The sequence below is a fragment of the Pseudomonas sp. B3G-3 genome (assembly GCF_028640915.1).
Classification (GTDB): Bacteria; Pseudomonadota; Gammaproteobacteria; order Pseudomonadales; family Pseudomonadaceae; genus Aquipseudomonas; species Aquipseudomonas chlororaphis_I.
On sequence record NZ_JAQZAB010000130.1, the window covers coordinates 92,498 to 116,503 of the forward strand.

General features: G+C 60.9%; 22 protein-coding genes, 4 tRNA genes and 1 riboswitch. Of the genes, 4 read left to right on the forward strand and 22 right to left on the reverse strand.

The window, feature by feature from the left end:
• Positions 1–79: 79 nt before the first annotated feature.
• Positions 80–156, reverse strand: a tRNA-Arg gene (locus PVZ80_RS29445).
• A gap of 297 nt (positions 157–453) precedes the next feature.
• Between PVZ80_RS29445 and PVZ80_RS29450 the strand changes: the two genes are divergently transcribed.
• Both PVZ80_RS29450 and PVZ80_RS29455 read left to right on the forward strand, forming a co-directional pair.
• Positions 454–696, forward strand: coding sequence for a hypothetical protein (locus tag PVZ80_RS29450; RefSeq protein WP_028683178.1), 243 nt, complete (start codon positions 454–456; stop codon positions 694–696).
• Between the two features lie 25 nt (positions 697–721).
• Entirely contained in the window at positions 722–901 is a 180-nt protein-coding gene (locus PVZ80_RS29455; RefSeq protein ID WP_016702529.1) for a PA3371 family protein, read from the forward strand.
• Here the strand turns inward: PVZ80_RS29455 and phnN are convergent.
• The gene (phnN, locus tag PVZ80_RS29460; RefSeq protein ID WP_009050317.1) at positions 876–1,460 is read right to left on the reverse strand and encodes a phosphonate metabolism protein/1,5-bisphosphokinase (PRPP-forming) PhnN; all 585 of its coding nucleotides are present in this window, start codon (positions 1,458–1,460) and stop codon (positions 876–878) included. The genes PVZ80_RS29455 and phnN overlap by 26 nt on opposite strands.
• A 382-nt stretch (positions 1,461–1,842) precedes the next feature.
• Here phnN and PVZ80_RS29465 point away from each other — a divergent pair, with 382 nt between their 5' ends.
• Positions 1,843–2,169, forward strand: coding sequence for an Arc family DNA-binding protein (locus PVZ80_RS29465; protein WP_003178899.1), 327 nt, complete (start codon positions 1,843–1,845; stop codon positions 2,167–2,169).
• A 144-nt stretch (positions 2,170–2,313) separates the two neighbouring features.
• Here PVZ80_RS29465 and mgtE read toward each other — a convergent pair whose 3' ends face one another.
• The 8 genes from mgtE to ltaE form a co-directional block, all read right to left on the reverse strand.
• On the reverse strand, positions 2,314–3,756 hold the full coding sequence (gene mgtE, locus PVZ80_RS29470; protein WP_007921578.1) for a magnesium transporter: 1,443 nt from the start codon (positions 3,754–3,756) through the stop codon (positions 2,314–2,316).
• Between the two features lie 475 nt (positions 3,757–4,231).
• Positions 4,232–4,308 (reverse strand) — tRNA-Arg (locus PVZ80_RS29475).
• A gap of 72 nt (positions 4,309–4,380) precedes the next feature.
• A tRNA-Arg gene (locus PVZ80_RS29480) sits at positions 4,381–4,457 on the reverse strand.
• 107 nt (positions 4,458–4,564) lie between these two features.
• Positions 4,565–4,655, reverse strand: a tRNA-Ser gene (locus PVZ80_RS29485).
• Between the two features lie 62 nt (positions 4,656–4,717).
• Positions 4,718–4,906: a carbon storage regulator CsrA gene (gene csrA, locus PVZ80_RS29490; protein ID WP_002554426.1), complete on the reverse strand. Its 189-nt coding sequence runs from the start codon at positions 4,904–4,906 to the stop codon at positions 4,718–4,720.
• Positions 4,907–5,091: 185 nt separating this feature from the next.
• A complete protein-coding gene (locus tag PVZ80_RS29495; RefSeq protein ID WP_007921569.1) occupies positions 5,092–6,333 on the reverse strand; it encodes an aspartate kinase in 1,242 nt (413 codons plus the stop codon).
• A 96-nt stretch (positions 6,334–6,429) separates the two neighbouring features.
• Entirely contained in the window at positions 6,430–9,054 is a 2,625-nt protein-coding gene (gene alaS, locus PVZ80_RS29500; RefSeq protein WP_016702530.1) for an alanine--tRNA ligase, read from the reverse strand.
• 146 nt (positions 9,055–9,200) lie between these two features.
• Positions 9,201–10,205 (reverse strand): low-specificity L-threonine aldolase, encoded by a 1,005-nt coding sequence (gene ltaE, locus PVZ80_RS29505; RefSeq protein ID WP_009050320.1) that lies wholly within the window; start codon positions 10,203–10,205, stop codon positions 9,201–9,203.
• 210 nt (positions 10,206–10,415) lie between these two features.
• Positions 10,416–10,587, forward strand: a riboswitch (FMN riboswitch).
• 122 nt (positions 10,588–10,709) lie between these two features.
• Between ltaE and PVZ80_RS29510 the strand changes: the two genes are divergently transcribed.
• The gene (locus tag PVZ80_RS29510; RefSeq protein ID WP_007921563.1) at positions 10,710–11,216 is read left to right on the forward strand and encodes a 6,7-dimethyl-8-ribityllumazine synthase; all 507 of its coding nucleotides are present in this window, start codon (positions 10,710–10,712) and stop codon (positions 11,214–11,216) included.
• 179 nt (positions 11,217–11,395) lie between these two features.
• Here the strand turns inward: PVZ80_RS29510 and astE are convergent, their stop codons facing one another.
• The 12 genes from astE to PVZ80_RS29570 all read right to left on the reverse strand — a co-directional run bounded on the left by astE (position 11,396) and on the right by PVZ80_RS29570 (position 23,948).
• Positions 11,396–12,406: a succinylglutamate desuccinylase gene (astE, locus tag PVZ80_RS29515; protein WP_016702532.1), complete on the reverse strand. Its 1,011-nt coding sequence runs from the start codon at positions 12,404–12,406 to the stop codon at positions 11,396–11,398.
• A 13-nt stretch (positions 12,407–12,419) separates the two neighbouring features.
• Complete coding sequence (locus PVZ80_RS29520; RefSeq protein WP_007921560.1) at positions 12,420–12,707, reverse strand: hypothetical protein; 288 nt, start codon at positions 12,705–12,707, stop codon at positions 12,420–12,422.
• 63 nt (positions 12,708–12,770) lie between these two features.
• Entirely contained in the window at positions 12,771–14,117 is a 1,347-nt protein-coding gene (gene astB, locus PVZ80_RS29525) for an N-succinylarginine dihydrolase (protein WP_038576712.1), read from the reverse strand.
• Between the two features lie 203 nt (positions 14,118–14,320).
• A complete protein-coding gene (astD, locus tag PVZ80_RS29530; protein ID WP_273864910.1) occupies positions 14,321–15,790 on the reverse strand; it encodes a succinylglutamate-semialdehyde dehydrogenase in 1,470 nt (489 codons plus the stop codon).
• The gene (gene astA, locus PVZ80_RS29535; RefSeq protein ID WP_007921553.1) at positions 15,787–16,812 is read right to left on the reverse strand and encodes an arginine N-succinyltransferase; all 1,026 of its coding nucleotides are present in this window, start codon (positions 16,810–16,812) and stop codon (positions 15,787–15,789) included. Before astA ends, astD begins: the two co-directional genes overlap by 4 nt.
• A 54-nt stretch (positions 16,813–16,866) precedes the next feature.
• On the reverse strand, positions 16,867–17,886 hold the full coding sequence (aruF, locus tag PVZ80_RS29540) for an arginine/ornithine succinyltransferase subunit alpha (protein ID WP_007921551.1): 1,020 nt from the start codon (positions 17,884–17,886) through the stop codon (positions 16,867–16,869).
• A 133-nt stretch (positions 17,887–18,019) separates the two neighbouring features.
• Positions 18,020–19,240 carry an aspartate aminotransferase family protein gene (locus tag PVZ80_RS29545; protein WP_273864908.1) on the reverse strand — a complete coding sequence of 407 codons (1,221 nt, stop codon included), beginning with the start codon at positions 19,238–19,240 and terminating at the stop codon, positions 18,020–18,022.
• 326 nt (positions 19,241–19,566) lie between these two features.
• The gene (gene argR, locus PVZ80_RS29550; RefSeq protein WP_009050326.1) at positions 19,567–20,547 is read right to left on the reverse strand and encodes a transcriptional regulator ArgR; all 981 of its coding nucleotides are present in this window, start codon (positions 20,545–20,547) and stop codon (positions 19,567–19,569) included.
• A 114-nt stretch (positions 20,548–20,661) separates the two neighbouring features.
• Positions 20,662–21,426 carry an ABC transporter ATP-binding protein gene (locus PVZ80_RS29555; protein ID WP_009045161.1) on the reverse strand — a complete coding sequence of 255 codons (765 nt, stop codon included), beginning with the start codon at positions 21,424–21,426 and terminating at the stop codon, positions 20,662–20,664.
• Between the two features lie 23 nt (positions 21,427–21,449).
• Positions 21,450–22,562 carry a succinylglutamate desuccinylase/aspartoacylase family protein gene (locus tag PVZ80_RS29560; RefSeq protein ID WP_273864909.1) on the reverse strand — a complete coding sequence of 371 codons (1,113 nt, stop codon included), beginning with the start codon at positions 22,560–22,562 and terminating at the stop codon, positions 21,450–21,452.
• 1 nt (position 22,563) lies between these two features.
• Complete coding sequence (locus PVZ80_RS29565; RefSeq protein WP_009050328.1) at positions 22,564–23,262, reverse strand: ABC transporter permease; 699 nt, start codon at positions 23,260–23,262, stop codon at positions 22,564–22,566.
• Positions 23,259–23,948, reverse strand: a complete 690-nt coding sequence (locus PVZ80_RS29570) for an ABC transporter permease (protein ID WP_007921541.1) — start codon at positions 23,946–23,948, stop codon at positions 23,259–23,261. Before PVZ80_RS29570 ends, PVZ80_RS29565 begins: the two co-directional genes overlap by 4 nt.
• Positions 23,949–24,006 lie beyond the last annotated feature (58 nt).

The window sequence follows — 24,006 nt, forward strand, 5'->3', positions numbered from 1 at the left end:
GAGAACTGTGTGCACAAACGTAGCCGCTGCTGCGAAATAAGGGCGAGAACCACGTTTGGCCTGAAAGCCCGGAAGTAGATGGTGTCCCAGGGCAGGTTCGAACTGCCAACCTTCCCCTTAGGAGGGGGATGCTCTATCCAATTGAGCTACTGGGACAAATTGACCACCGCGGATACTGCTGCGGCGCAAAGGACGGCGTGCATGTTAACGGCCAGCCCTGATTTTGTCATGTTGTGAGTAGGGCTTTTTAACCGGTGGCTACCTCTAGCCATCAGGCAACTTGCCAGAGCCGTCGTGCAAATTGCATCACTGCAAAAAGCCATCATTGCAGAATGCAATCTCCTGCCTTCTAAAAACCCTATTAATTCATTGTTTTTAAAGGGTTTATTAGAGGTTAGACTCTTGGCATGAGCGCTGCTTCATCTCTATGAAAGAACAGTGGAGATCAAGCCCATGAACAGCGCCCTTCTTCTATCGAATGCCATTGCCATCGCCGTACTGGTGATCTTCCACTTTCAGCCTGATGGCAGCGCTGATCAGAGTACCCAGTACAGGGCCCACTCCGTGCAACACCAGGCCCCGCAATGGGCTGTGATGAGCAGCACATCGGAGAATCCTGGTATGACGCAGGTCTCCGATACCCCGGAAGCCATTGTTCTACCTGCCAACCCAAGACCCGAAAGCTGGGTATTTTGAATATGACCCTCTCAGGAGCCTGTTAATGTCCCGACTTGCCAAAGGCCTTCTCATCCTGGCAGTACTCAGCGCCACACTGGGTTGCTTCACCACTGAAAAGGCCGTGGGTGATGCGTCCTTGATTGCTTGTGGCGTTTTTTCCGGCTTGTTCCTGCTAGCACTGGTGTTGGGACGCAAAATCAAGTTCGACCCGGTACTGCGCTGATCCCCTGATCTCTCAATAGCTTCAGAAAACGCTCAAGCGTCACGGACAGTTCGCTTGAGTTGTCCAGAAAAAACACGGATTCTCCCAGCACAGGTCCGTCCTCAGCGGAAAAAAGAGCGCTTCTCTTGAGCCTCGCCTCGATCTGCTCCGCACTTTCGCGACCGCGACTCGTCAGCCTTTGCCGCAGCACGTCGATGTCCACCGTCAACAGAATCGCCAAAAGCTGCGGATAACGCTGGCGAGCCTGATCCAGGTAAGCCCTGGAGCCATTGATCAGGACATGACGCCCACTGGCCAGCCATTCGTCGATCTGCACGGGAATTCCGTAGGCCAGGCCATTCGCCCGCCAGCACAAGGCAAAGGCGTCCTGCCGCTCCAGGCGTTCGAACTCGTCAGCGCTTACCCCATGGGCTTCTTCCCCCACGGATTCCGCGGAACGGGTGATCACCCGCCGCACCACATCGCAGCCGAACTGCGCCAAAGGCCGGCGCGCAGCCTCGATCAGGCTGTCCTTGCCAGACCCGGAAGGCCCCATCAAATAAATCAATCTGCCTGGCATTCAAAGACTCCATGGCGCTCGCAGCCTAGTAAATCGGCAATTTGCCACTATCCTGTACAAGGTAGGAAACAATGATCGGATCCGCATGCAAGGCCCGTCTAGCGACGCACAAGCGTGCCAGCTCTCGGACACCAGGACGCGGGCAGATAGGCGGACAGGCAATCTTTTCAAACCAGTCCGCATTTCTGATAATTGGTGCTGGCATAACGCCTTTATCCAGTTCAATATTTGTCACAGAATTGACGCCAAGGATCTGGCTATTTTGAGGCATGATGCGGGCCTCTTAACAATTCAGGTTGAACATTTGGCAGCAACGCTTGTCCTAACTGACATCCCGCGGCCAACTCCGAGAACCGCTCCCCTGAACTAACCGGTTAAATATATGCGCCCATTGAAACAGGCAATTTATTCCAGCCGTACGGCTGACAAGTTCGTCGTACGTCTACCCGACGGGATGCGTGAACGCATTGCCGAGGTGGCACGCAATCATCACCGCAGCATGAACTCCGAAATCATCGCGCGCCTGGAGCAGAGTCTTATTCAGGAAGGCGCCTTGGGTGAAGAGTTGAGCATGCGCCTGGACAGCCCAGAGCTCTCCTTGCATGAACGCGAACTGCTTCAACGTTTCCGTCAACTTTCCCACCGCCAGCAGAACGCCCTCGTTTCGCTGATCGCCCATGACGCCGAAATGGCCGCAGACGCTTCCTGATTCGACCTCGAAAGCTAGAGCCAGCCTTGTGCTGGCTTTTTTTTACCCGAAATTTACCGCTCGAACGCTACAAAAGCACTGGGGCCTGGATCGCAAAGGGATGGAGAAAACGATACAGCCCCATTAGAGGGGCTGTATGCAGGATCAAAGCAGGAAGATGGTGGCCAGCCCAAGGAAGATAAAGAAGCCGCCACTGTCGGTCATGGCCGTGATCATGACACTGGCCCCCATTGCCGGGTCGCGCCCCAGACGCGCCAGCGTCATCGGAATAAGAACCCCCATCAACGCCGCCAGCAACAGGTTGAGTGTCATGGCCGCCGTCATCACCACACCCAACGACCAGCTGCCATAGAGCAGGTAGGCCACCACGCCGATCACTCCGCCCCAGACCAGGCCGTTGATCAAGGCCACCGCCAGCTCCTTGCGCATCAGTCGCGAGGTATTGCCGGTGCTGACCTGGTCCAGCGCCATGGCGCGAACAATCATGGTGATGGTCTGGTTACCCGAGTTGCCGCCAATACCCGCCACGATCGGCATCAGGGCCGCCAGGGCCACCAGCTTTTCGATGGAGCCTTCAAACAGGCCGATCACTCGCGAAGCGACGAATGCAGTGATCAGGTTGATTGCCAGCCAGGCCCAGCGGTTGCGCAGGGAACGCCAGACCGAGGCAAAAATATCTTCCTCTTCGCGCAGACCGGCCATGTTGAGGACTTCGGTCTCACTCTCCTCACGAATCAAGTCGACCATTTCGTCGATGGTCAGACGGCCGATCAATTTGCCGTTCTTGTCGACCACCGGCGCCGAGATCAAGTCGTAACGCTCGAATGCTTGCGCAGCGTCGTAGGCATCTTCATCCGGATGGAAACTTACCGGGTCGCTGGCCATGACCTCAGAAACCTGTTTCTCCGGATCATTCACCAGCAACCGCTTGATGGGCAGCACGCCCTTGAGCACACCGTCATAGTCAACGACGAACAGCTTGTCGGTATGGCCAGGCAATTCTTTGAGACGACGCAGATAACGCAGGACCACTTCAAGGCTGACATCCTCACGGATAGTCACCATCTCGAAGTCCATCAACGCACCGACCTGCTCCTCGTCATATGACAAGGCGGAGCGAACGCGCTCACGCTGCTGGCCGTCCAACGCCTCCATCAGCTCATGGACAACGTCTCGCGGCAGCTCGGGAGCCAGGTCAGCAAGTTCGTCGGCGTCCATCTCCTTGGCAGCAGCCAGGAGCTCATGATCGTCCATGTCGGCGATCAGGGTTTCACGTACGGAATCGGATACTTCGAGCAGGATATCGCCGTCGCGCTCAGCCTTGACCAGCTGCCAGACAGTCAGACGCTCGTCGAGCGGCAAAGCTTCAAGGATGTAGGCAACGTCGGCGGAGTGCAGATCATCGAGTTTGCGTTGTAGCTCGACGAGGTTCTGCCGGTGGACCAGGTTCTCGACCCGATCCTGATGATGACCTTCCTGACGATGAGTCAGGTCTTCGACCACCCGCTGGCGCTGCAGCAGCTCAACGACTTGAGCGAGGCGATCCTGCAGGCTGTCTTGTGTTTTCTTTACTTCTACTTCGGTCATAGGCGAACTCCACTCCCAGCAGAGGAGCACGCCGGAAGGATCAATCAGTCAATTCATGATTGTAAAAACGGGATACTGAGTAACTACTGGGTAAGTCCATGGAGGTATTCCACAAGCCCCGGCGGGGCTGACGGGCGCAATCATACACCGCTTGACGGCTTTAAACGTTAAAAAATCATGGTAAGAACAAGCGCTTGCGGCGCAAAGCTGAAGAAGCGCTGAATCTATAAAGCTGCGACGCACCATCCGAAAAAGAAAACACACCCCAGACGAAAAAACTGCGCCCGGAACTCGCCCCCGCGATCAATTCACAATTGCCGGGAGCTTTCGAAAGGCCACATCAAAAAAGACAGGCACACGCTGAATACGACGCCAGAATGATCGCGACGTTCAAAGAGAGGAATCGATAAAAAAGGGAAAAAAGCCAAACGACAGAAAGCAAAAAGCCCGCAATGAATGCGGGCTTCTTGGTATATGGTGCACTCGACAGGATTCGAACCTGTGACCGCTCGGTTCGTAGCCGAGTACTCTATCCAGCTGAGCTACGAGTGCATTTTGTGTTTTTAGACCAGACCACAACTGGTTGGAGCCAAGTTATTCACATCACTGCAAACAACTCTTAAATGGTGCACTCGACAGGATTCGAACCTGTGACCGCTCGGTTCGTAGCCGAGTACTCTATCCAGCTGAGCTACGAGTGCATTTGTTGCCGCGCATTATAGGCCGTTAAATCTTTTTGTAAAGCACTTTTTCTAGTAATTTCAACAACTTACAGAAGAAGCCAGATTACAACGAACTAAGTAAATAATGGCGGAGAACGGGGGATTCGAACCCCCGACACCCTTGTGAGGTGTACTCCCTTAGCAGGGGAGCGCCTTCGGCCACTCGGCCAGCTCTCCGCAACACGGGGCGTATATTAACCAGCTTTCTCCCCGTTTGCAAACAAAAAAAACGATAAAAATTAATGGCTTGGTTCTTCGTCCTTCTCTTTCTTTATCCGCAGGTAAATTTCTTCACGGTGCACCGCTACCTCTTTAGGGGCGTTGACACCGATACGCACTTGATTTCCTTTGACGCCAAGCACGGTCACGGTGATTTCGCCATCACCAATAATCAGGCTTTCTGCGCACCGACGAGTCAGAATCAGCATACCTTTCTCCTCACGCATTTCATTTCAGGGACAACAGTCTGCAAAAAAAAGGGTATCGACCTACAACCAGGACGGCCGTAGCCCTACACGCCTAAGTATTGACTAGCGCGAGCAAAAGAACAGTTTTCTGTCACGCCGATCAAAAAAACGAAGGGCGCGGTAAACCGCGCCCTTCGGGCAACGCATCACTCGCCCTGTCGGGCCGGAGCGTCCAGTTCGAAAGCCGTGTGCAGAGCGCGCACAGCCAGTTCCAGGTACTTCTCTTCAATCACCACGGAAACCTTGATTTCCGAGGTCGAGATCATCTGGATGTTGATGCTTTCCTTGGCCAGCGCTTCGAACATGCGGCTGGCAACGCCCGCGTGGGAGCGCATGCCGACGCCAACGATCGAGACCTTGGCGATCTTGGTGTCGCCAACCACTTCCCGGGCGCCGATTTCACGGGCAGTGTTTTCCAGCACTTGCTGGGCCGCCAGGTAATCGTTGCGGTGCACGGTGAAGGTGAAGTCGGTGGTGTTATCGTGCGAAACGTTCTGCACGATCATGTCGACTTCAATGTTCGCGGCGCTGATCGGGCCGAGAATCTTGAAGGCCACGCCGGGAGTGTCTGGCACGCCACGGATGGTCAGCTTGGCTTCATCGCGGTTAAAAGCGATGCCGGAAATGATCGGCTGTTCCATGGATTCCTCTTCATCAATAGTAATGAGGGTACCCGGACCCTCCTTGAAGCTGTGCAGTACGCGCAGCGGAACGTTGTACTTGCCGGCGAACTCGACCGCGCGGATCTGCAACACCTTGGAGCCCAGGCTGGCCATTTCCAGCATTTCTTCGAAGGTGATCTTGTCCAGGCGCTGGGCCACGGACACCACGCGCGGGTCAGTGGTGTAGACGCCGTCGACATCGGTGTAGATCTGGCATTCGTCAGCCTTCAGGGCTGCCGCCAGCGCCACGCCGGTGGTGTCGGAACCGCCACGACCGAGGGTGGTGATGTTGCCGTGCTCGTCAACGCCCTGGAAACCTGCAACCACAACCACGCGACCGGCCTTCAGGTCACCGCGAATTTTCTGATCGTCGATCTGCAATATGCGCGCTTTATTGTGCGCGCTATCGGTCAGAATCCGCACCTGGTTGCCGGTATAGGAGACTGCCGGCACGCCGCGCTTGATCAGCGCCATGGCCAGCAGTGCGATCGTCACCTGCTCACCGGTGGAAACGATCACGTCCAGCTCGCGAGGAACCGGCTGACCGTCGCCGCTGATTTGCTTGGCAAGGTCGATCAGACGGTTGGTTTCGCCGCTCATGGCCGACAGTACAACCACTAGGTCGTCACCGGCTTCGCGGAATTTTTTCACCTTGTCGGCGACCTGCTCGATTCTTTCGACGGAACCGACCGAGGTGCCTCCAAATTTCTGTACGATCAAAGCCATTTCTAAGCCGCCTCAGCCCGTAAAGGGGCGCCCATTAATCAATCAAACTGCGCAGCTCCAAAGCCCGCCACTAGACGACGGGCTCGGCTTGGAACCTTAAATCCCCTGCTCGACAAACGGAACGGTCAGGGCCAGCGCGGCATCCAGCGCAGCGGCATCGACGCCACCGCCCTGCGCCATGTCCGGACGACCACCGCCCTTCCCGCCCACTGCCGCAGCGGCTTGCTTCATCAAATCACCGGCTTTGAGTTGGCCAGTCAGGTCCTTGGTTACGCCCGCAACCAGTACGACCTTTTCCTCATGGACACTGCCGAGCAGGATCACTGCGCGACCGAGTTTGTTTTTCAACTGATCGACCAGCGCCAACAGCGCCTTGCCGTCCTGACCGTCCAGGCGCGCCGCCAGCACTTTCGCGCCTTTGACATCCAGCGCCTGCGCCGACAGGTCGTCGCCAGCGGCACTAGCGGCCTTGGCCTGTAGCTGCTCGAGTTGTTTCTCCAGCAGGCGATTGCGCTCCAGCACGGCCGACAGCTTGTCGATCAGGTTGTCACGGCTGCCCTTGACCAGGGTCGCCGCTTCCTTGAGTTGCTCTTCCGCAGCGTTCAGGTACGCCAGTGCCGCAGCACCGGTGACTGCTTCGATACGACGTACGCCCGAGGCCACGCCGCCTTCGCTGATGATTTTCAGCAGGCCGATATCGCCGGTACGGTTGGCGTGGATACCGCCACACAGTTCGACGGAGAAGTCGCCGCCCATGCTCAGTACACGCACGCTGTCGCCGTACTTCTCGCCGAACAGCGCCATGGCGCCCTTCTGTTTGGCGGTGTCGATATCGGTTTCTTCGGTTTCCACCGCAGTGTTCTTGCGAATCTCGGCGTTGACGATGTCTTCCAGGGCCTTGATCTGCTCAGGCTTGATCGCTTCGAAATGGCTGAAGTCGAAACGCAGGCGCTGACTGTCGACCAGCGAGCCCTTCTGCTGCACATGCTCGCCCAATACCTGGCGCAGAGCGGCGTGCAGCAAGTGGGTAGCCGAGTGATTCAGCGAAGTGGCGTGACGCACTTCGGCATCGACCTGGGTTTGCACCGGAGCACCAACGGTCAGGCTGCCGCTGGCCAATACGCCGTGATGCAGGAAAGCACCGCCGGTCTTGGTGGTATCGCGCACGTCGAAACGCGCGCTGCCCGCTTGCAGGTAACCGCAGTCGCCGATCTGGCCGCCCGATTCAGCGTAGAAAGGCGTCTGGTCGAGAACAACGACGCCCTCTTCACCTTCGCTCAGCACGTCGACCGATTGCCCTTCCTTATAAAGAGCCACCACCTTGGCCGCACCGCTGGTGGCGTGATAACCGGTGAACTCGGTAGCCACATCGACCTTGACCAGGCTGTTGTAGTCCATGCCAAAGGAGCTTGCGGAACGAGCACGCACACGCTGGGCTTCCATCTCGCGCTCGAAACCTTCCTCGTCGAGAGTCAGCTCGCGCTCACGGGCGATGTCGCCGGTCAGGTCCATCGGGAAACCGTAGGTGTCGTAGAGTTTGAACACCACGTCGCCCGGAACCACAGTGCCTTTGAGTTCGGCCAGGTCCTGCTCGAGGATTTTCAGGCCCTGCTCCAGGGTCTTGGCGAACTGCTCTTCTTCGGCTTTCAGCACGCGCTCGATATGCGCCTGCTGGGATTTCAGTTCCGGGAAGGCTTCGCCCATTTCGGCGACCAACGCGGCCACGATTTGATAGAAGAAGCTGCCCTTGGCGCCCAGCTTGTTGCCGTGACGGCAAGCGCGGCGAATGATGCGACGCAGGACATAACCGCGACCTTCGTTGGAAGGCAGCACGCCGTCGGCGATCAGGAAGCCGCAGGAACGGATGTGATCGGCCACGACTTTCAGCGACGCCTGGGCGTCGTTGGTGCAACCGATGGCCTTGGCCGCCGCGTTCAGCAGGCTCTGGAACAGATCGATTTCATAGTTCGAGTGAACGTGCTGCAGGACCGCACTGATCCGCTCCAGGCCCATGCCGGTGTCCACCGACGGCGCTGGCAACGGATGCAACACGCCATCGGCGGTGCGGTTGAACTGCATGAAGACGTTGTTCCAGATCTCGATGTAACGGTCACCGTCCTCTTCCGGCGAGCCCGGTGGGCCGCCCCAGATATCGGCGCCGTGATCGTAGAAAATCTCGGTGCAAGGACCGCACGGGCCGGTATCGCCCATGGTCCAGAAGTTGTCGGAGGCGTATGGCGCGCCCTTGTTGTCGCCGATACGGACCATGCGCTCGGCCGGAACCCCGACTTCCTTGGTCCAGATGTCATAGGCCTCGTCATCGCTGGCGTAGACGGTGACCCAGAGCTTTTCTTTCGGCAGGTTCAGCCACTTGTCGGACGTCAGGAAAGTCCAGGCGAAGGTGATGGCGTCACGCTTGAAGTAATCGCCGAAGCTGAAGTTGCCCAGCATTTCGAAGAACGTGTGGTGGCGGGCGGTGTAACCGACGTTTTCCAGGTCGTTGTGCTTGCCGCCGGCGCGTACGCATTTCTGGCTGCTTACGGCGCGGGTATAGGCGCGCTTTTCCTGGCCCAGGAAGCAGTCCTTGAACTGGTTCATCCCCGCGTTGGTGAACAGCAGGGTTGGGTCGTTGCCCGGAATCAAAGAGCTGGAGGCTACACGGGTGTGGCCTTGCTCTTCGAAGAAGCGAAGGAAGGCTTCACGGATTTCTGCGCTTTTCATTAGGTTCTTCCACGGAGACTGCGGCCAAAGGCCTGTGCGAAACGTCATCAGACGAAACGACGGCAAAGGGCCGCATTATATCGGCCCTGAGCTTGGGGTACAGCGTGTTTATACGATAGAGACGGTCAATTGGACGGCTAACACTGTCAGTTGCGGGAAAAATCGATAAAAGTCCCGACGACTTGCTCGATTTGTGCACGACTGACGTCCATATGGGTGACCATCCGCAGCCGTGACGCGGCGCTCAGCCTGATCCCGCGCTCGCCGGCGAAGGCCTTGAGGGCCTCTGCCCTGTCCCCCATCGCCACATAGACCATGTTGGTCTGCACCGGCTCGACCTCATAGCCCGCCTCACGCAGCCCTTCGGCCAGCAACCGGGCATTGGCATGGTCATCGGCCAGGCGCGTTACATGCTGATCGAGCGCATACAGGCCCGCCGCGGCCAGGATCCCGGCCTGGCGCATGCCGCCCCCGACCATCTTACGCAGGCGTCGGGCCTTGCCGATCAGCTCCGCCGAGCCGCACAGCACCGAGCCCACCGGGGCGCCCAGGCCCTTGGACAGGCACACCGAGACCGAGTCGAAGTGTTGGGTAATCTCCCGCGCATCGACGCCCAGCTTAACCGCCGCGTTGTACAAGCGCGCGCCGTCCAGGTGCAGGGCCAGGCCATGCTCACGGGTAAAGGCCCGGGCCTGCGCCAGATAGCTCAACGGCAGCACCTTGCCCTGCATGGTGTTTTCCAGCGCCAGCAGGCGGGTACGGGCAAAGTGGAAATCGTCCGGCTTGATCGCCGCGGCGACCTGGGCCAGGTCCAGCGAGCCGTCGGCCTGGACTTCCAACGGCTGGGGCTGGATCGAGCCCAGCACCGCCGCCCCACCGCCCTCGTACTTATAGGTATGCGCCTGCTGGCCGACGATGTATTCGTCGCCACGCCCACAATGGGCCATCAAGCCCAGCAGGTTGCTCATGGTACCGGTCGGCACGAACAACGCCTCGGCGAACCCGAGGCGCTGCGCCAGTTCGGCCTCCAGGCGGTTGACCGTCGGATCTTCGCCGTAGACATCATCGCCCGTGGCCGCCGTGGCCATTGCCTCCAGCATGCCCGCCGTGGGCTGGGTAACGGTGTCACTACGAAGATCGATAACGCTCATGAATCAGGCCTCGGCAAGGGGACGCGGACGTCGCTGGGATAAAGAAATTCTTTCGAACTGAATTACTACGGGCACAACCACGATTTATCAAGGCCCGCCCAGGAAAAGCCCATCGATGGAGATGAAAAACCGATGCTTATCATCCAAAAGCCGCAATGCACTGCCGAAAAATATGTGTTACAAACTCACCGCCGCCGCAAAGCCCGGTGGCAACGTTCTCAGGGCGGGGTGTAATTCCCCACCGGCGGTAATTGCGCGCAATGCGCATAGCCCGCGAGCGCTTGGCGACAGGTACCGCTTCGGCGGCGAATGACGGCAAGGTCAGCAGACCCGGTGTGATCCCGGGGCCGACGGTCATAGTCCGGATGAAGAGAGAACGGGATTGGCGCCAAAGGGCCGTCCACAGACCTGCGCGCGACTGTTTGTGCGCCTGGCCGGTACGTACCCTTAAATCCCTTTCGATTCATAACGCCCTGTTTTTCACACAAACAGGAGTCAGAACAGATGCAACCCACCGCAATCGATAGCAAAAGCAAACAGCATCACGGTGAACGCGTGGCGTTTATCCAGGCCTGCTGGCACAAGGAAATCGTCGACCAGAGCCGCAAAGGTTTCGTCAGCGAAATGCTCGCCCAGGGTTATCAGGAAAGCGATATCGACTTCTTCGAAGTCGGCGGCGCCTTTGAAATTCCACTGCACGCCAAGCTGCTGGCCAAGTCCGGCCGGTATGCCGGCATCGTCGCCGCAGGCCTGGTGGTGGACGGCGGTATCTACCGCCACGAGTTCGTCGCCCAGTCGGTGATCAGCGGCCTGATGCAGGTCCAGCTGGAAACCGAAGTGCCAGTGTTCTCGGTGGTCTTGACCCCGCACCACTTCCACGCCGGCGAAGAACATCAGAAATTCTTCTTCGAGCATTTCGTGCACAAGGGCCAGGAAGCGGCGAAGACCTGCGCCGACACCCTGCACAAGACTCGCGCCCTGCGTCGCCCTGAGCAGCGGGTAGCGGTGTAAGCGTCAGACGCTGAAAGCAAAAATCGCGAGCCTGCTCGTTCCAGCAAGGATCGGGCTGGCTCGCGATGTTTTTTGTGGCCGCTGCCGCAGGCTGCGATAAGGCCCGCAGGGCCTTCTAATTAACCTCAAAGGCGGCGCCCGCTACGCGGTCGATCGCAGCCTTCGGCAGCAGCTACAGCTCAGGCCAGGCCGTCAGCCGTGGTCGGCACGATCAGGATTCCGGCACGCAGGCCGTTTTTCACCTTGGGGTTGGGGAAAATGATCCGCGCACCCTCCTCCTCGACTATCCAGCGGGTCTGGGCGATGTCGTCGGCCAGCAGGTAACCCACTTCCAGTTCGGAGAAATTCTCGATATCCGCCGGCAGATGCAGGTGGAAGGTATCGCTGTGCTTGATGATTTCCCGAGCGACGCTGAACAGCTGCAAGCCATCCAGCTTCTCCTCCGCCATGGGCGGTTCGCGGCCTTCGATGATCTGCTTCAGACGGGTTTCCAGACGCTCGACATTCACCCCCTGGTTCTGCCCGAACGGCCGTGCCTTACCCAGTTCCAGGGTGAAAGACTCGGCGTCCAGCTTGTCGTAGGTATAGGAGCTGAACACGATGGACGGCTTGTTCTGCAGCAGCACCGCCTCCATGCCCGCGGCCCGCAGGCGCACCAGCTCCCGGCGCGAGTGCTGGCGACCTTCCTTCCACGGATACAGGGCGAACTGTTCGATCTTCGAACCGCGGATCGCCGTGTGCAGGTCGTAGTGCAGGCGAGTACGGTCCGGCAGGCTGAAGAAACTCGCCGCCAGGCGCTCCAGCTCGCAGGCGCGCAAGGCTTCGTTGCCACTGCTTTGTTCGTGACGGCCGTTGAACAGCCGGTTGATGTCCTGCTCGATGAAACGCTCGCCGCGGCGCATGGCCTCGGGGTTGCCGAACAGAAACAGAATGCGTGCGCACGGCTTGAGGTCGCCGCGAGCGATGTCGTGCAACAGACGGTCGAGCAACTCGATCGGTGCCGTCTCGTTGCCGTGGATGCCGGCGGACAGCAGCAGGTCCATGCCATTGTCCCGCGCCTGGGGTGGCCGGACTTCCAGCGCACCTTCGCTCAGCCAGCGCATCCGCACGCCGTCGACAGTCAGTTGAGTCTTCTCCGCCGGTTCACGACCGGCGAGGGTCAGTTCAAGCAGTTTGCCGAGGGCGAGCATAGAACGTTATTCCTTAATGGTCGTGCTGGCAGTCAGGGCCATGCACGTGATCGTCGTCACCAGCGTCGGCCGGTTCCATTTCCAGTTGCAGACTTACCAGATTAGTCGCCAATGGACGCAGCAGCAGGTTGGCGTACTCTTCGTCGCCTTCCTCGACGTCCACGCCGATCAGCAGCTGGCCGCGGCCGTCCTGCTGGATCCACAGTTCCTTGCCTTGCCACATCACGGCAACGCGGGTGCAGGAAGTTTCCAGTTGAGTGCCGTCGGTGTCTTCAAGGATCAGCTGCAGGGTATCGCTCATTTATTACGCTCTCATCTGGAGGTAAAGCGGCGCGCCTGGATCAGCGGAAACAGGCGCGGGCTTTCAATTGATCTGGAATGGATAAACCGCGCCCAGTTTAAGGATTTGCGTCAGTTCATCCAGTGCCGTCCGGCACTCAAGCAGCAATTGCGGGTCCGCCAGATCGTTTTCGCTCAGGCGGTCGCGGTAGTGCTTGTCGACCCATTGGGTCAGCGTGTCGTACAACGGCGCGGTCATGATAACCCCTGGGTTGACCGCCGCCAGCTCGGTTTGATTGAGCGCGACCCGAAGCCGCAGGCACGCCGGGCCACCGCCGTTCTGCATGCTCTGCTTGAGGTCGAAGACTTTCACCTCGCGGATCAGGCCGCCGGAGCTGGTCAGGCCTTGCAGGTACTGCCAGACGCGCTCGTTGCCGCGGCACTCTTCCGGCACGATCAGCAGCATCGAGCCATCGGCGCGGGACAGCAGCTGGCTGTTGAACAGGTAGGAGCGCACCGCGTCTTCCACCGTGACCTGCGAGCGCGGCACGCAGATCGACTGGAAGTTGCCGCCGCGCTTGCCCAGCTTGGCATCCAGCTCGGCGAGCATCTTGTCGGTCTCGAGGAACGCGTCCTCGTGGTAGAACAGCACTTCGCCGTTACCCACCGCGATCACATCGTTATGGAACACGCCCTGGTCGATCACCGACGGGTTCTGCTGGGCATACACCACCCCGTCGTCGCTCAGGCCGTGCAGCCGGGCGACGGCCTGCGAGGCTTCCAGGGTCTGGCGCGCCGGGTACTTCTGCGGTGCCGGGTAGCGGGTATCGAAGGCACTGCGACCGAAGACGAAGAACTCGACACCGGCCTGGCCATAGTCGCGGCAGAAACGGGTGTGGTTGGCCGCGCCTTCATCGCCGAACTGCGCCACCGCCGGCAACGCCGCGTGATGGGCGAAGTGCTGCTGGTCGGCGAACATCGCCCCCAGTACACGACTGGTGGTCGGGTGCTCGATGCTGCGGTGATATTTACAGTTCAGGTTGGCGGCGGTGAAATGCACGCGACCGTCAGCGGTGTCGGCGCTCGGGCTGACCGTGGCGGCGTTGGCCACCCACATGCTCGACGCCGAGCAACTGGCGACCAGCAGCGGCATCGCATCCTTGGCGGCGCGCTCGATGACCTGCGCATCGCTGCCGGCAAAACCCAACCGACGCAGGGCGGCCACGTCCGGGCGTTCCTGTGGCGCCAGCACGCCTTGCTGGAAACCCATTTCCATCAGCGCTTTCATTTTCGCCAGGCCCTGCAGCGCAGCTTCCTTGGGGTTGGAAGACTGCTGGCTGTTGCTCTGGGACGCGACGTTGCCGTAGGACAGGCCGCCGTAGTTATGGGTAGGCCCCACTAGACCGTCGAAATTGACTTCATAGGATTTCATCAGCGAGGCTCCACGAGAATCTGTTGTTATAGGCATCGGTATCAGTACATGTCTTGAGGCCGTCGGCGCCCGCTTCGCAGGCGATCGCAGCCTGCGGCAGCGGCTACAGGGTTACCACAGCCACCGACGCCCCGCCGCTCTCTGTAGCCGCTTTGCAGGCTGCGAAGGTCGCAGGACCTTCCAGCAATCTGCAGCGCAACCCATCACACCAGGCGTACACCCGGCGTCAGCGCGCTCGGCAAGGTCAGGCTTGCGGTTTCCAGCGACGCCACCGGATACGCGCAGTAATCCGCGGCGTAATAGGCACTGGCGCGATGGTTGCCCGAGGCGCCCACGCCGCCGAACGGCGCGGTGCTCGCGGCACCGGTCAGTTGCTTGTTCCAGTTGACGATGCCGGCCCGGCTTTCCAGCCAGAACTGCTGGTAACGCGCCTCGGAATCCGACAGCAGGCCTGCTGCCAGACCGTACTGGGTGTCATTGGCCTCGGCGATCGCCGCTTCGAAATCGGCGTAGCGAATCACTTGCAGCAAGGGGCCGAACAGTTCTTCGTCCGGGCGCTCGGCCACGGCGGTCACGTCGAGAATGCCCGGGGTCAGCAGTGCGGCCTGATCCTGCGGCTGGGTCATTTCCAGCAGCGCCACGGCGCCATTGGCCAACAGGTTTTCCTGGGCCTGCATCAGCGCGCGGGCAGCGCCGAGGGAAATCACCGAGCCCATGAACGGCGCCGGCTGCTGGTCGAACGCACCGACCTCGATGGTCGAGCTGACCGCCACCAGGCGCTCCAGCAACTGATCGCCCCAGGCACCTTGCGGCACCAGCAGGCGGCGCGCGCAGGTGCAACGCTGGCCGGCGGAAATGAAGGCCGACTGAATGATGGTGTAGACCGCCGCGTCCAGGTCCGCGACCTGATCCACCACCAGCGGGTTGTTACCGCCCATCTCCAGCGCGAGGATCTTGTCCGGACGGCCGGCGAACTGTTGGTGCAGGTGATTGCCGGTGCGGCTGGAGCCGGTGAAGAACAGACCGTCGATACCCGGGTTGGCGGCCAGGGCGATGCCGGTTTCCCGCGCGCCTTGCAGCAGGTTCAACACACCCGCCGGCAGGCCGGCTTCGATCCAGCATTTGACCGTCAGCTCGGCGACTTTCGGGGTCAGTTCGCTGGGCTTGAACAGCACGCTATTACCCGCCAGCAGGGCAGGAACGATATGACCGTTAGGCAGATGGCCGGGGAAGTTGTAAGGGCCGAACACCGCCACCACGCCGTGGGGCTTGTGCCGCAGTACCGCAGTGGCGTCGCCCAGCGGGCCGCTCTTCTCGCCGGTACGTTCACGGTAGCTCTGCACCGAGATCGCGATCTTGTTGACCATGCTGGTCACTTCGGTGGCGGCTTCCCACAGCGGCTTGCCGGTTTCCTCACCGATGCAGCGGGCCAGTTCGTCGGCATGGCTTTTCAGGCTGGCGGCAAAGGCTTCCAGCACCGCGATCCGCTCGTCCAGCGAACGCCTGGCCCAGGCCGGGAATGCCTGGCGCGCGGCCTGCACCGCACTTTCAACCTGGGCGACGGTGGCGCCGTTGCCCGACCACAGCACCTGCTGGGTCACCGGATTCAACGACTCAAAGGCTTCGCCCTGGCCTGGCAGCCACTGGCCTGCGATGTACAGCGTGTTCATTATTTCGACTCCCGGGAAGCAGACAGCGCAACGGCACGGACCTGATCGCCCGCATTGAGTTGCAGGCGTTTGGCGGTCAGCGCATCAACCACCAGGGTGCCCGACGCAAAGCGCGCAGGTGCGGCGGTGATCCGGCAGTCCTCGCGCTTGCGGTTGTGAATCAGGAAAGGCGTGGCGTCGTCGCCCGGCGTGCCGATGGCCAGCACCAGCGCCTGGCTGTCGCGCACCGCGCGGATCTTGGCGGTTTCGCACTCCACTGCCGGGCCGGCGTCGAAGATGTCGACGTAACCCTGGTAGCTGAAGCCCTCGCTCTTGAGCATCGCCAGCGCCGGCTCGGTATCGGTGTGCACCTTGCCGATCACGTTGCGCGCGCCCTCGGAGAGGAAGCAGGTGTACAGCGGGAACTTCGGCATCAGCTCGGCGATGAACGCCTTGTTGCCCACGCCGGTCAGGTAGTCGGCCTGGCTGAATTCCATCTTGAAAAAGTGCCGGCCCAGGCTTTCCCAGAATGGCGAGCGCCCGGCTTCATCGGACATGCCGCGCATCTCGGCGATGATCTTGTTGCCGAACAGCTGCGGGAATTCGGCGATGAACAGCATGCGCGCCTTGGCCAGCATGCGGCCGTTGAGGCCGGTGCGGTAATCGGCGTGCAGGAACAGCGAACACAACTCGGAATTGCCGGTCAGGTCGTTGGCCAGGAACAGCGTCGGAATCTCGCGGTAGATGTTCAGCTCCTGGGAGGCGCTGACGGTCAGGCCGACCCGGAAGTTGTACCAGGGCTCGCGCAGGCCGACCGCGCCGGCAATCGCGGAAATCCCCACCACGCGGCCGTTGTCGTCCTCAAGCACGAACAGGTAATCCGCATCGCCCCGCTCGGCTTCGCCACGGAAGGTCTTTTCCGCCCAGCCCACGCGGTGCTTCAGGCGTTCTTCATTGGCCGGCAAGGTGGTAAGGCCGGTGCCGGTGCTGCGGGCCAGGTCGATCAGAGCGGGTAAGTCGCTGCTGCGTACGGGACGAACGATCATGCTATCTCCTCAGACGGGCGCCGCTGACGGCCCCCGCGAAACTCGCTTAAGGCGTTAAACCGCCACCAGGCGCACGCTGGCACCTTCGCCGACGCCCAGGGCTTCGGCCGCTTGCAGATCCAGGGTCACCGGTTTGCCCGGCGCGTAATCCAGCTCCAGCATCACCGCGCGGTAATCCTGCAACTGCGCGTTGGCGACCAGGTACTGGCGTCCGCCGCCCTTGGCGACCTCACCGATCTTCACCGGCACCACGCGGCTCTGGGCGATCGAACGAATCCCCGAGACCCGGGCATGCAGGGTCGGGCCACCGTCGAAGATGTCGATGTAATGATCGGTCTCGAAGCCTTCGCGCATCAGGATGTCAAAGGTGATCTGCGCCCGCGGATGCACCTGGCCCATGGCTTCCTGCGCGGCATCCGGCAGCAGCGGCACATAGATCGGGTAATGCGGCATCAGCTCGGCGAGGAAGGTACGGCTTTTCAGCCCGCACAGACGCTCGGCGGCGGCGTAGTTGAGGTCGAAGAAGTTACGGCCGATGGCGTCCCAGAACGGCGAGTCGCCGTTCTCGTCGCTGTAGCCGACGATCTCGGTCACCACCGAATCGGCGAAACGCTCCGGGTGGCTGGCGACGAACAGCAGGCGACCGCGGGAATTGAGTTCCGACCACGGCGAACCCACCAGCTCCGGGACCACATAGAAGCTGGTCAGCAGGCTGTTGCCGGTCAGGTCATGGCACTGGGAAAGCACGTGGATCTTGTTGTGGATCTTCAGCTCGCGGGAGGCATGCACGAAGGTCTCGTTACGGAAGCTGTAGAACGGCTCGGAGTAACCGGCCGAAGCAACGATGGCCGAGCAACCGACCAGCTTGCCGGTTTCGGTGTCCTCGAGAACGAAGAAGTAGCTCTCCTCGCCATTGAAGCTCACCTCGGCGGCGAACGAAGCCTCGCTTGCCGCGATCTTGTCGCTCAGGCGTTCCACGTCATCCGGCAAGGAAGTGACACCAATCGGGCTGTCCGCAGCCAGACGCTGTACCTCGCCCAGATCAGCCATTTGCGCGGGGCGCATCACCAGCATGGTGTCACTCCTTACTCGAAACAGGCCGGCCAGGAGGCCGACTCAGGGAAAAAAATGCCGGGACAGCCCGGCACCGAAAATGGGGCTCGACGCTGGCCCTGAAGACAAGCGCCGAGGAGTACCGCGGCCCGAATCAGGCCTGGGTCAGCTTGGCTACCGCGCGCTCGAAGCGCTGCAGGCCTTCTTCGATGTCCGCCTCTTCGACCACCAGGCTCGGGGCGAAACGCACCACGTCCGGACCGGCCTGGAGGATCATCAGGTTTTCTTTTTCAGCGGCGTTGAACACGTCCTTGGCCTTGCCTTTCCAGGCATCGCTGAGCACGCAACCGAGCAGCAGGCCCAGGCCACGCACTTCGGTGAACAGGCCGTACTTCTCGCCGATCTGCTGCAGACGGGTCTTGAAGCGATCGTGCTTGGCCTTCACACCGTTCAACACTTCGGGCGTATTGATCACGTCGATCACCGCGCCGGCCACCGCGCATGCCAGCGGGTTGCCACCGTAGGTGGTGCCGTGGGTACCGACCACCAGGTGCTTGGCCAGCGCTTCGGTGGTCAGCATCGCGGCGATCGGGAAACCGCCGCCCAGGCTCTTGGCGCTGGTCAGGATGTCCGGGGTCACGCCGTAGTGCATATAGGCGAACAGCTCGCCGCTGCGGCCCATGCCGGTCTGCACTTCGTCGAACACCAGCAGCGCGTTGTGCACGTCGCACAGCTCGCGGGCGCCTTGCAGGTAAGCCTTCTCGGCTGGCAACACACCGCCTTCGCCCTGGATCGGCTCCAGTACCACCGCGCAGGTCTTGTCCGAAATCGCCGCTTTCAATGCCGCCAGATCGTTGTAGGGAACGTGGGTGATACCGGTGATTTTAGGACCGAAGCCGTCGGAGTACTTCGACTGGCCACCCACGTTCACGGTGAACAGGGTGCGACCGTGGAAGCTGTTGAGGGCCGCGATGATTTCGTATTTTTCCGCGCCAAAACGGTCGAAAGCGACACGACGGGCCAGCTTGAAGGCGGCCTCGTTGGCTTCGGCGCCGGAGTTGCAGAAGAACGCGCGCTCGGCAAAGGTGGCGTCGACCAGCTTGTGGGCCAGGCGCAGGGCCGGCTCGTTGGTGAAGACGTTGGATACATGCCACAACTTGTTGGCTTGCTCGGTCAGAGCAGCGACCAGCGCCGGATGGGCGTGGCCCAGTACGTTGACCGCGATCCCGCCGGCAAAGTCGATCAGCTCTCGGCCCGACTGATCCCAGACTCGGGAGCCCGCGCCACGCACAGGAATGAAAGCTGCAGGTGCATAGTTGGGAACCATGACCTGATCGAAATCGGCGCGTTGCACCGGAGCTTGCTCAACGGACATCGGAGTCTCCTGAAGAGGAACGCCTGCCTGAAACTGGCGAGCGATGGGGGGATTGTAAGGACAGTTTTCTGCCCGGCCTTGTCGCCAAGCGACAACTTCTTATAGCGCCAACCCCGGTTTTACGCGGGTTTACGGCAATGCGACAAATAGCGTCGCAAAGGCGCAGTTTAAACTGCTGGAGGCTTTAACGGCAGGATTGTCCAACGATTTGCGCCTGGCGTAACGACGCCATCGCGAGCAAGCTTCGCTCCAACACGGAACGCATTCTTGTGTAGGAGCGAAGCTTGCTCGCGATAAAAATCTGACAGACAAAACGAAGAGGCGGATCAACCGCGCTCGGAAGGCACCGAAGACAGCTCGAACGGGCTGCTGCTACGCCGCTGGTTGCGGTCTTCCCGCGGTGTGGCGCCGAAGAAGTTGCGGTAGGCGCTGGAGAAGTGTGGCCCCGAGGAGAAACCGCAGGACAGGCCGATCTGGATGATCGACTTGCTGGTCTGCATCAGCATCTGCCGCGCCTTGTTCAGGCGCAGCTCCAGGTAATACTGGCTCGGCACGCGATTGAGGTATTGCTTGAAGATCCGCTCCAGCTGCCGACGCGAGACGCACACATGCTGGGCGATCTCGTCGGTGGTCAGCGGCTCCTCGATATTGGCCTCCATCAGCAGTACCGCCTGGGTCAGCTTCGGGTGGCTGGAACCCAGGCGGTTCTGCAACGGAATGCGCTGGCGCTCGCCACCTTCGCGGATACGCTCGACCACCAGCTCTTCCGAGACCGCGCCGGCCAATTCCGCACCGTGGTCACGGGCCAGCACCGCCAGCAACAGATCCAGCACCGACATTCCGCCGCACGCCGTCAGGCGATCGCGATCCCAATCGAACAGATGACTGGTGGCGATGACCTTGGGGAAGCGCTCGGCAAAATCGTCCTGCCAGCGCCAGTGCACCGCAGCCCGATAACCGTCGAGCAACCCCAGCTGCGCCAAGGGATACACACCAGCGGACAAACCACCGATCACACAGCCGGCGCGCACCAGTTGCTTGAGCGCGCTGCTCAGGGCCGGCGCCAGGGTGGCAGGTGGCTCATCGGCCAGCAGGAACAGTTTCTGGCAGCCTTCGAGCTTGCCCGACCAAGGTTCGCCCGGCAGCTGCCAGGCGCCGTCGGCCGGCGCCTCGGCCTGCAGGAAGGCCAGTTCGTAGATCACTTCCGGATGCACGCGCTGAGCGACACGCAAGGCCTCCTCGGCCAGCGCCAGCGTCAAGGCTTTAGTGCTGGGCCAAATCAGGAAACCAATTCGATGGGCAGTCATGGCGGGCAATCCGAAACGAAAACAGTGTTAGAGACCAAAGGCGGCTGCAACCAAATTAGACCATCTGGCGCGCGGTGCGCAGCATGACCTAATTTGGTGCGTTACGGGAGTGATTTACTTCAGGCTGCCCGAGAGGAATTGTTGCAAACGTTCCGATTGCGGATTGACCAGCACTTCGCGCGGGTTGCCGCTCTCTTCCACCAGGCCCTTGTGCAGGAATATCAGCTGGTTCGAGACTTCGCGGGCAAAGCCCATTTCGTGGGTCACCACCACCATGGTCCGGCCTTCCTGGGCCAAGGCCTGCATCACTTTCAGCACGTCGCCCACCAGCTCGGGGTCGAGCGCCGAAGTCGGTTCGTCGAACAGCATGACCTCAGGCTCCATCGCCAGCGCACGGGCGATCGCCACGCGCTGCTGCTCGCCACCGGACATATGGCCCGGGTAGGCATCCTTGCGATGCGCCACGCCGACCTTGGCCAGGTAGTGCTCGGCCTTTGCACGGGCTTCGGCCTTGGGTACGCCGAGCACATGCACCGGCGCTTCCATGATGTTTTCGATGGCGGTCATGTGCGACCACAGGTTGAAGTGCTGGAACACCATCGACAGGCGCGAACGCATGCGTTGCAGCTGTTTTGGATCCGCCGCCTTCAGCGCTCCATCCTTGTTCGCCACCAGCTTCAACTCTTCGTTGTTCAGTAGGATCTTGCCGGCGTGCGGCTGCTCCAGCAGGTTGATGCAGCGCAGGAAGGTGGATTTGCCGGAGCCACTGGAGCCGATGATGCTGATCACATCGCCAGCCGCCGCTTTCAGGGACACGCCCTTGAGCACTTCGTGACTGCCATAGCGTTTATGCAGGTCTTGGACTTCAAGTTTGTACATGCTGTCGGTTCTCACAAAAGCAGTCAGTCGTTGAGCAAGCGCCCGTGCCGCAGCGCTTCGCGCCCCGCCACCTTGGCCAGCCAGAAACCGGGTTGGGCGTAACGCAGCCGCTCAACGGCGAACAACACGCCGCTGGTGCCAGCACACAGGGTGCTGACCCGATCGGATAAGGGATCAATCACTTCAAAAATCGGCTCGCCCTTCTCCACCCAGCTACCGGCCGGACGCAGAAAACTCACCACGCCGGGATGCGGCGCAAACAACAATTCGGTGCCTTCGAAAGGCATGGCTTCGCACGCTTCATGCTGCGCCGCCGGCCACTCGCCCGCAATCAGTCCCTGCTCGGCGAGGAACGCCAGGATGCCTTCGGCATGCGCCTCGGCTTGCGGGCGACCGGTGTCGGCCTGACCGCCCAGCTCAAGGGTGGTCGCCAGGCAGGCCAGCGGAATCTGTGCCTGCGGGAACTGGCGCGCCAGGCGCAGCCAGGGCAGCGAACAGGCTTCGTCGAACGAGCTGCCGCCGGAGTCTTCCGCCAGCAGGCCGACCCGCACATTCAGATGGGCCGCCAGGGAGCGCCACTGCGGCCAATGCTGCGGCAAGGCGTACATATGCAGCGCCGCTTCCGTATCGCAGTGCAGGTCCAGTACTACGTCCGCGGTGCAGGCGTGGCTCAGGAGGGTGCGCTGCATGCCTTGCAGCTGGCTCGATGGCGCCGACAGTTCGGCCAGCACATCGCTCATGGCCTGGCGAATCATCTGGATATTGGCGTGCGGGTCATCCCCCAGGCATCCATCCAGACGGGCCGCGACCGGCGCACTCAGCTCGACGAAATCGCGGTTGAAGTTCTTGCCGCTGCCAGCCTCGAACCGCCCCTGATGATTGCCCTGCAACAGTTGCCCCAGCCCCATCGGGTTGGCCACCGGCACCAGTTCGATCACGCCATTCAGCGCGCCCTGGGCTTCCAGTTCGGCCAGGCGCTTTTTCAGCTCCCAGGCGGTGCGCATCCCAGGCAGTTCGTCCGCATGCAGGCTGGCCTGGATATAGGCCTTGCGCTCGCCGCGACCGAAACGGAACACCGAGACCTGCCGCTCGCTGCCCAGGTGGCTCCACGGCAATGCGTGGTCAATGCGTTCCATATCAGTGCTTCCGCGGCGCCAGGTAGCGCAGCCAGCGGCCTTCGGCCAGCTTGAACAGGCGCACCAGGATAAAGGTCAGGCACAGGTAGAACACGCCGGCGGTGATGTAGGCCTCGAACGGCAGGTAGTACTGCGCGTTGACCGTACGGGCCGCACCGGTGATGTCGATCAGGGTCACGATGGAGGCCAGACTGGTGGTCTGCAACATCATGATCACTTCGTTGCTGTACTGCGGCAGCGCCCGGCGCAGGGCCGACGGCAGCAGGATGCGGGCATACATCTTGTAACGCGACATGCCCATGGCCTTGGCCGCCTCGATCTCACCGTTCGGCGTGGCCTTGAGGCTGCCGGCGATGATTTCCGCGGTGTAGGCGCTGGTGTTGATGGCGAACGCCAGGCAGGCACAGAAGGTCGCGCTGGACAGCCACGGCCAGAGGAAGCTTTTGCGCACCACATCGAACTGCGCCAGGCCGTAGTAGATCAGGAACAGCTGCACCAGCATCGGCGTGCCGCGGATCACGTAGGTGTAGAGCCAGGCGCTCAGGTTGACGATCGGCTGCTTGGACACCCGCATCAGCCCCAGGGGCAGCGCCACCAGCAGACCGAAGAACAGCGACAGGGCCAAGAGTTTCAGGGTGGTCAGCAGGCCGCTGAAATACAGCGGCAAGGCCTCATAGATGACGTTGTAGTCGAAGATCATAGATCAGCCGCCCTTACGCCTACCGAGTAGCGCTTCTCAAGGTGACGCAATGCCAGCAACGAGACACTGGTGATCACCAGGTACATCGCCGCCACCGCGAGGAAGAAGGTGAAAGGCTCGCGGGTGGCGTCAGCCGCCTGCTTGGCCTTGAACATCATGTCTTGCAGGCCCACCACCGAAATCAGCGCGGTGGCCTTGGTCAGCACCAGCCAGTTGTTGGTGAAGCCTGGAATCGCCAGACGGATCATCTGCGGCACCAGCACCCGGAAGAACACCTGGAAGCTGTTCATGCCGTAGGCCATGCCCGCTTCCGCCTGCCCCTTGGGGATCGCCATGAAGGCACCGCGGAAGGTTTCCGACAGGTAGGCACCGAAGATGAAGCCCAGGGTGCCGATACCGGCGGCCAGCGGGTTCAGGTCGATGTAGTCGTCGTAACCCAGCATGGGCGCGACACGGTTGAGCAGGTCCTGGCCGCCGTAGAAGATCAGCAGGATCAGCACCAGGTCGGGAATCCCGCGGATCACCGTGGAATACAGATCGCCCAGCCACGCCAGCCAGCGCACCGGCGAGAGGCGCAGCGCGACCCCGATCAGACCCAGAACGATGGCCAGGGCCATGGACGACAAGGCAAGCTGAAGCGTCAGCCAAGCGCCATCGAGGATGACAGCCCCGTAGCCTTTCAACATGATTCAGGTCCTCGAAAATTGGGATGAAAAAATGGCGCAAACTTCAGAGATTCTGCTG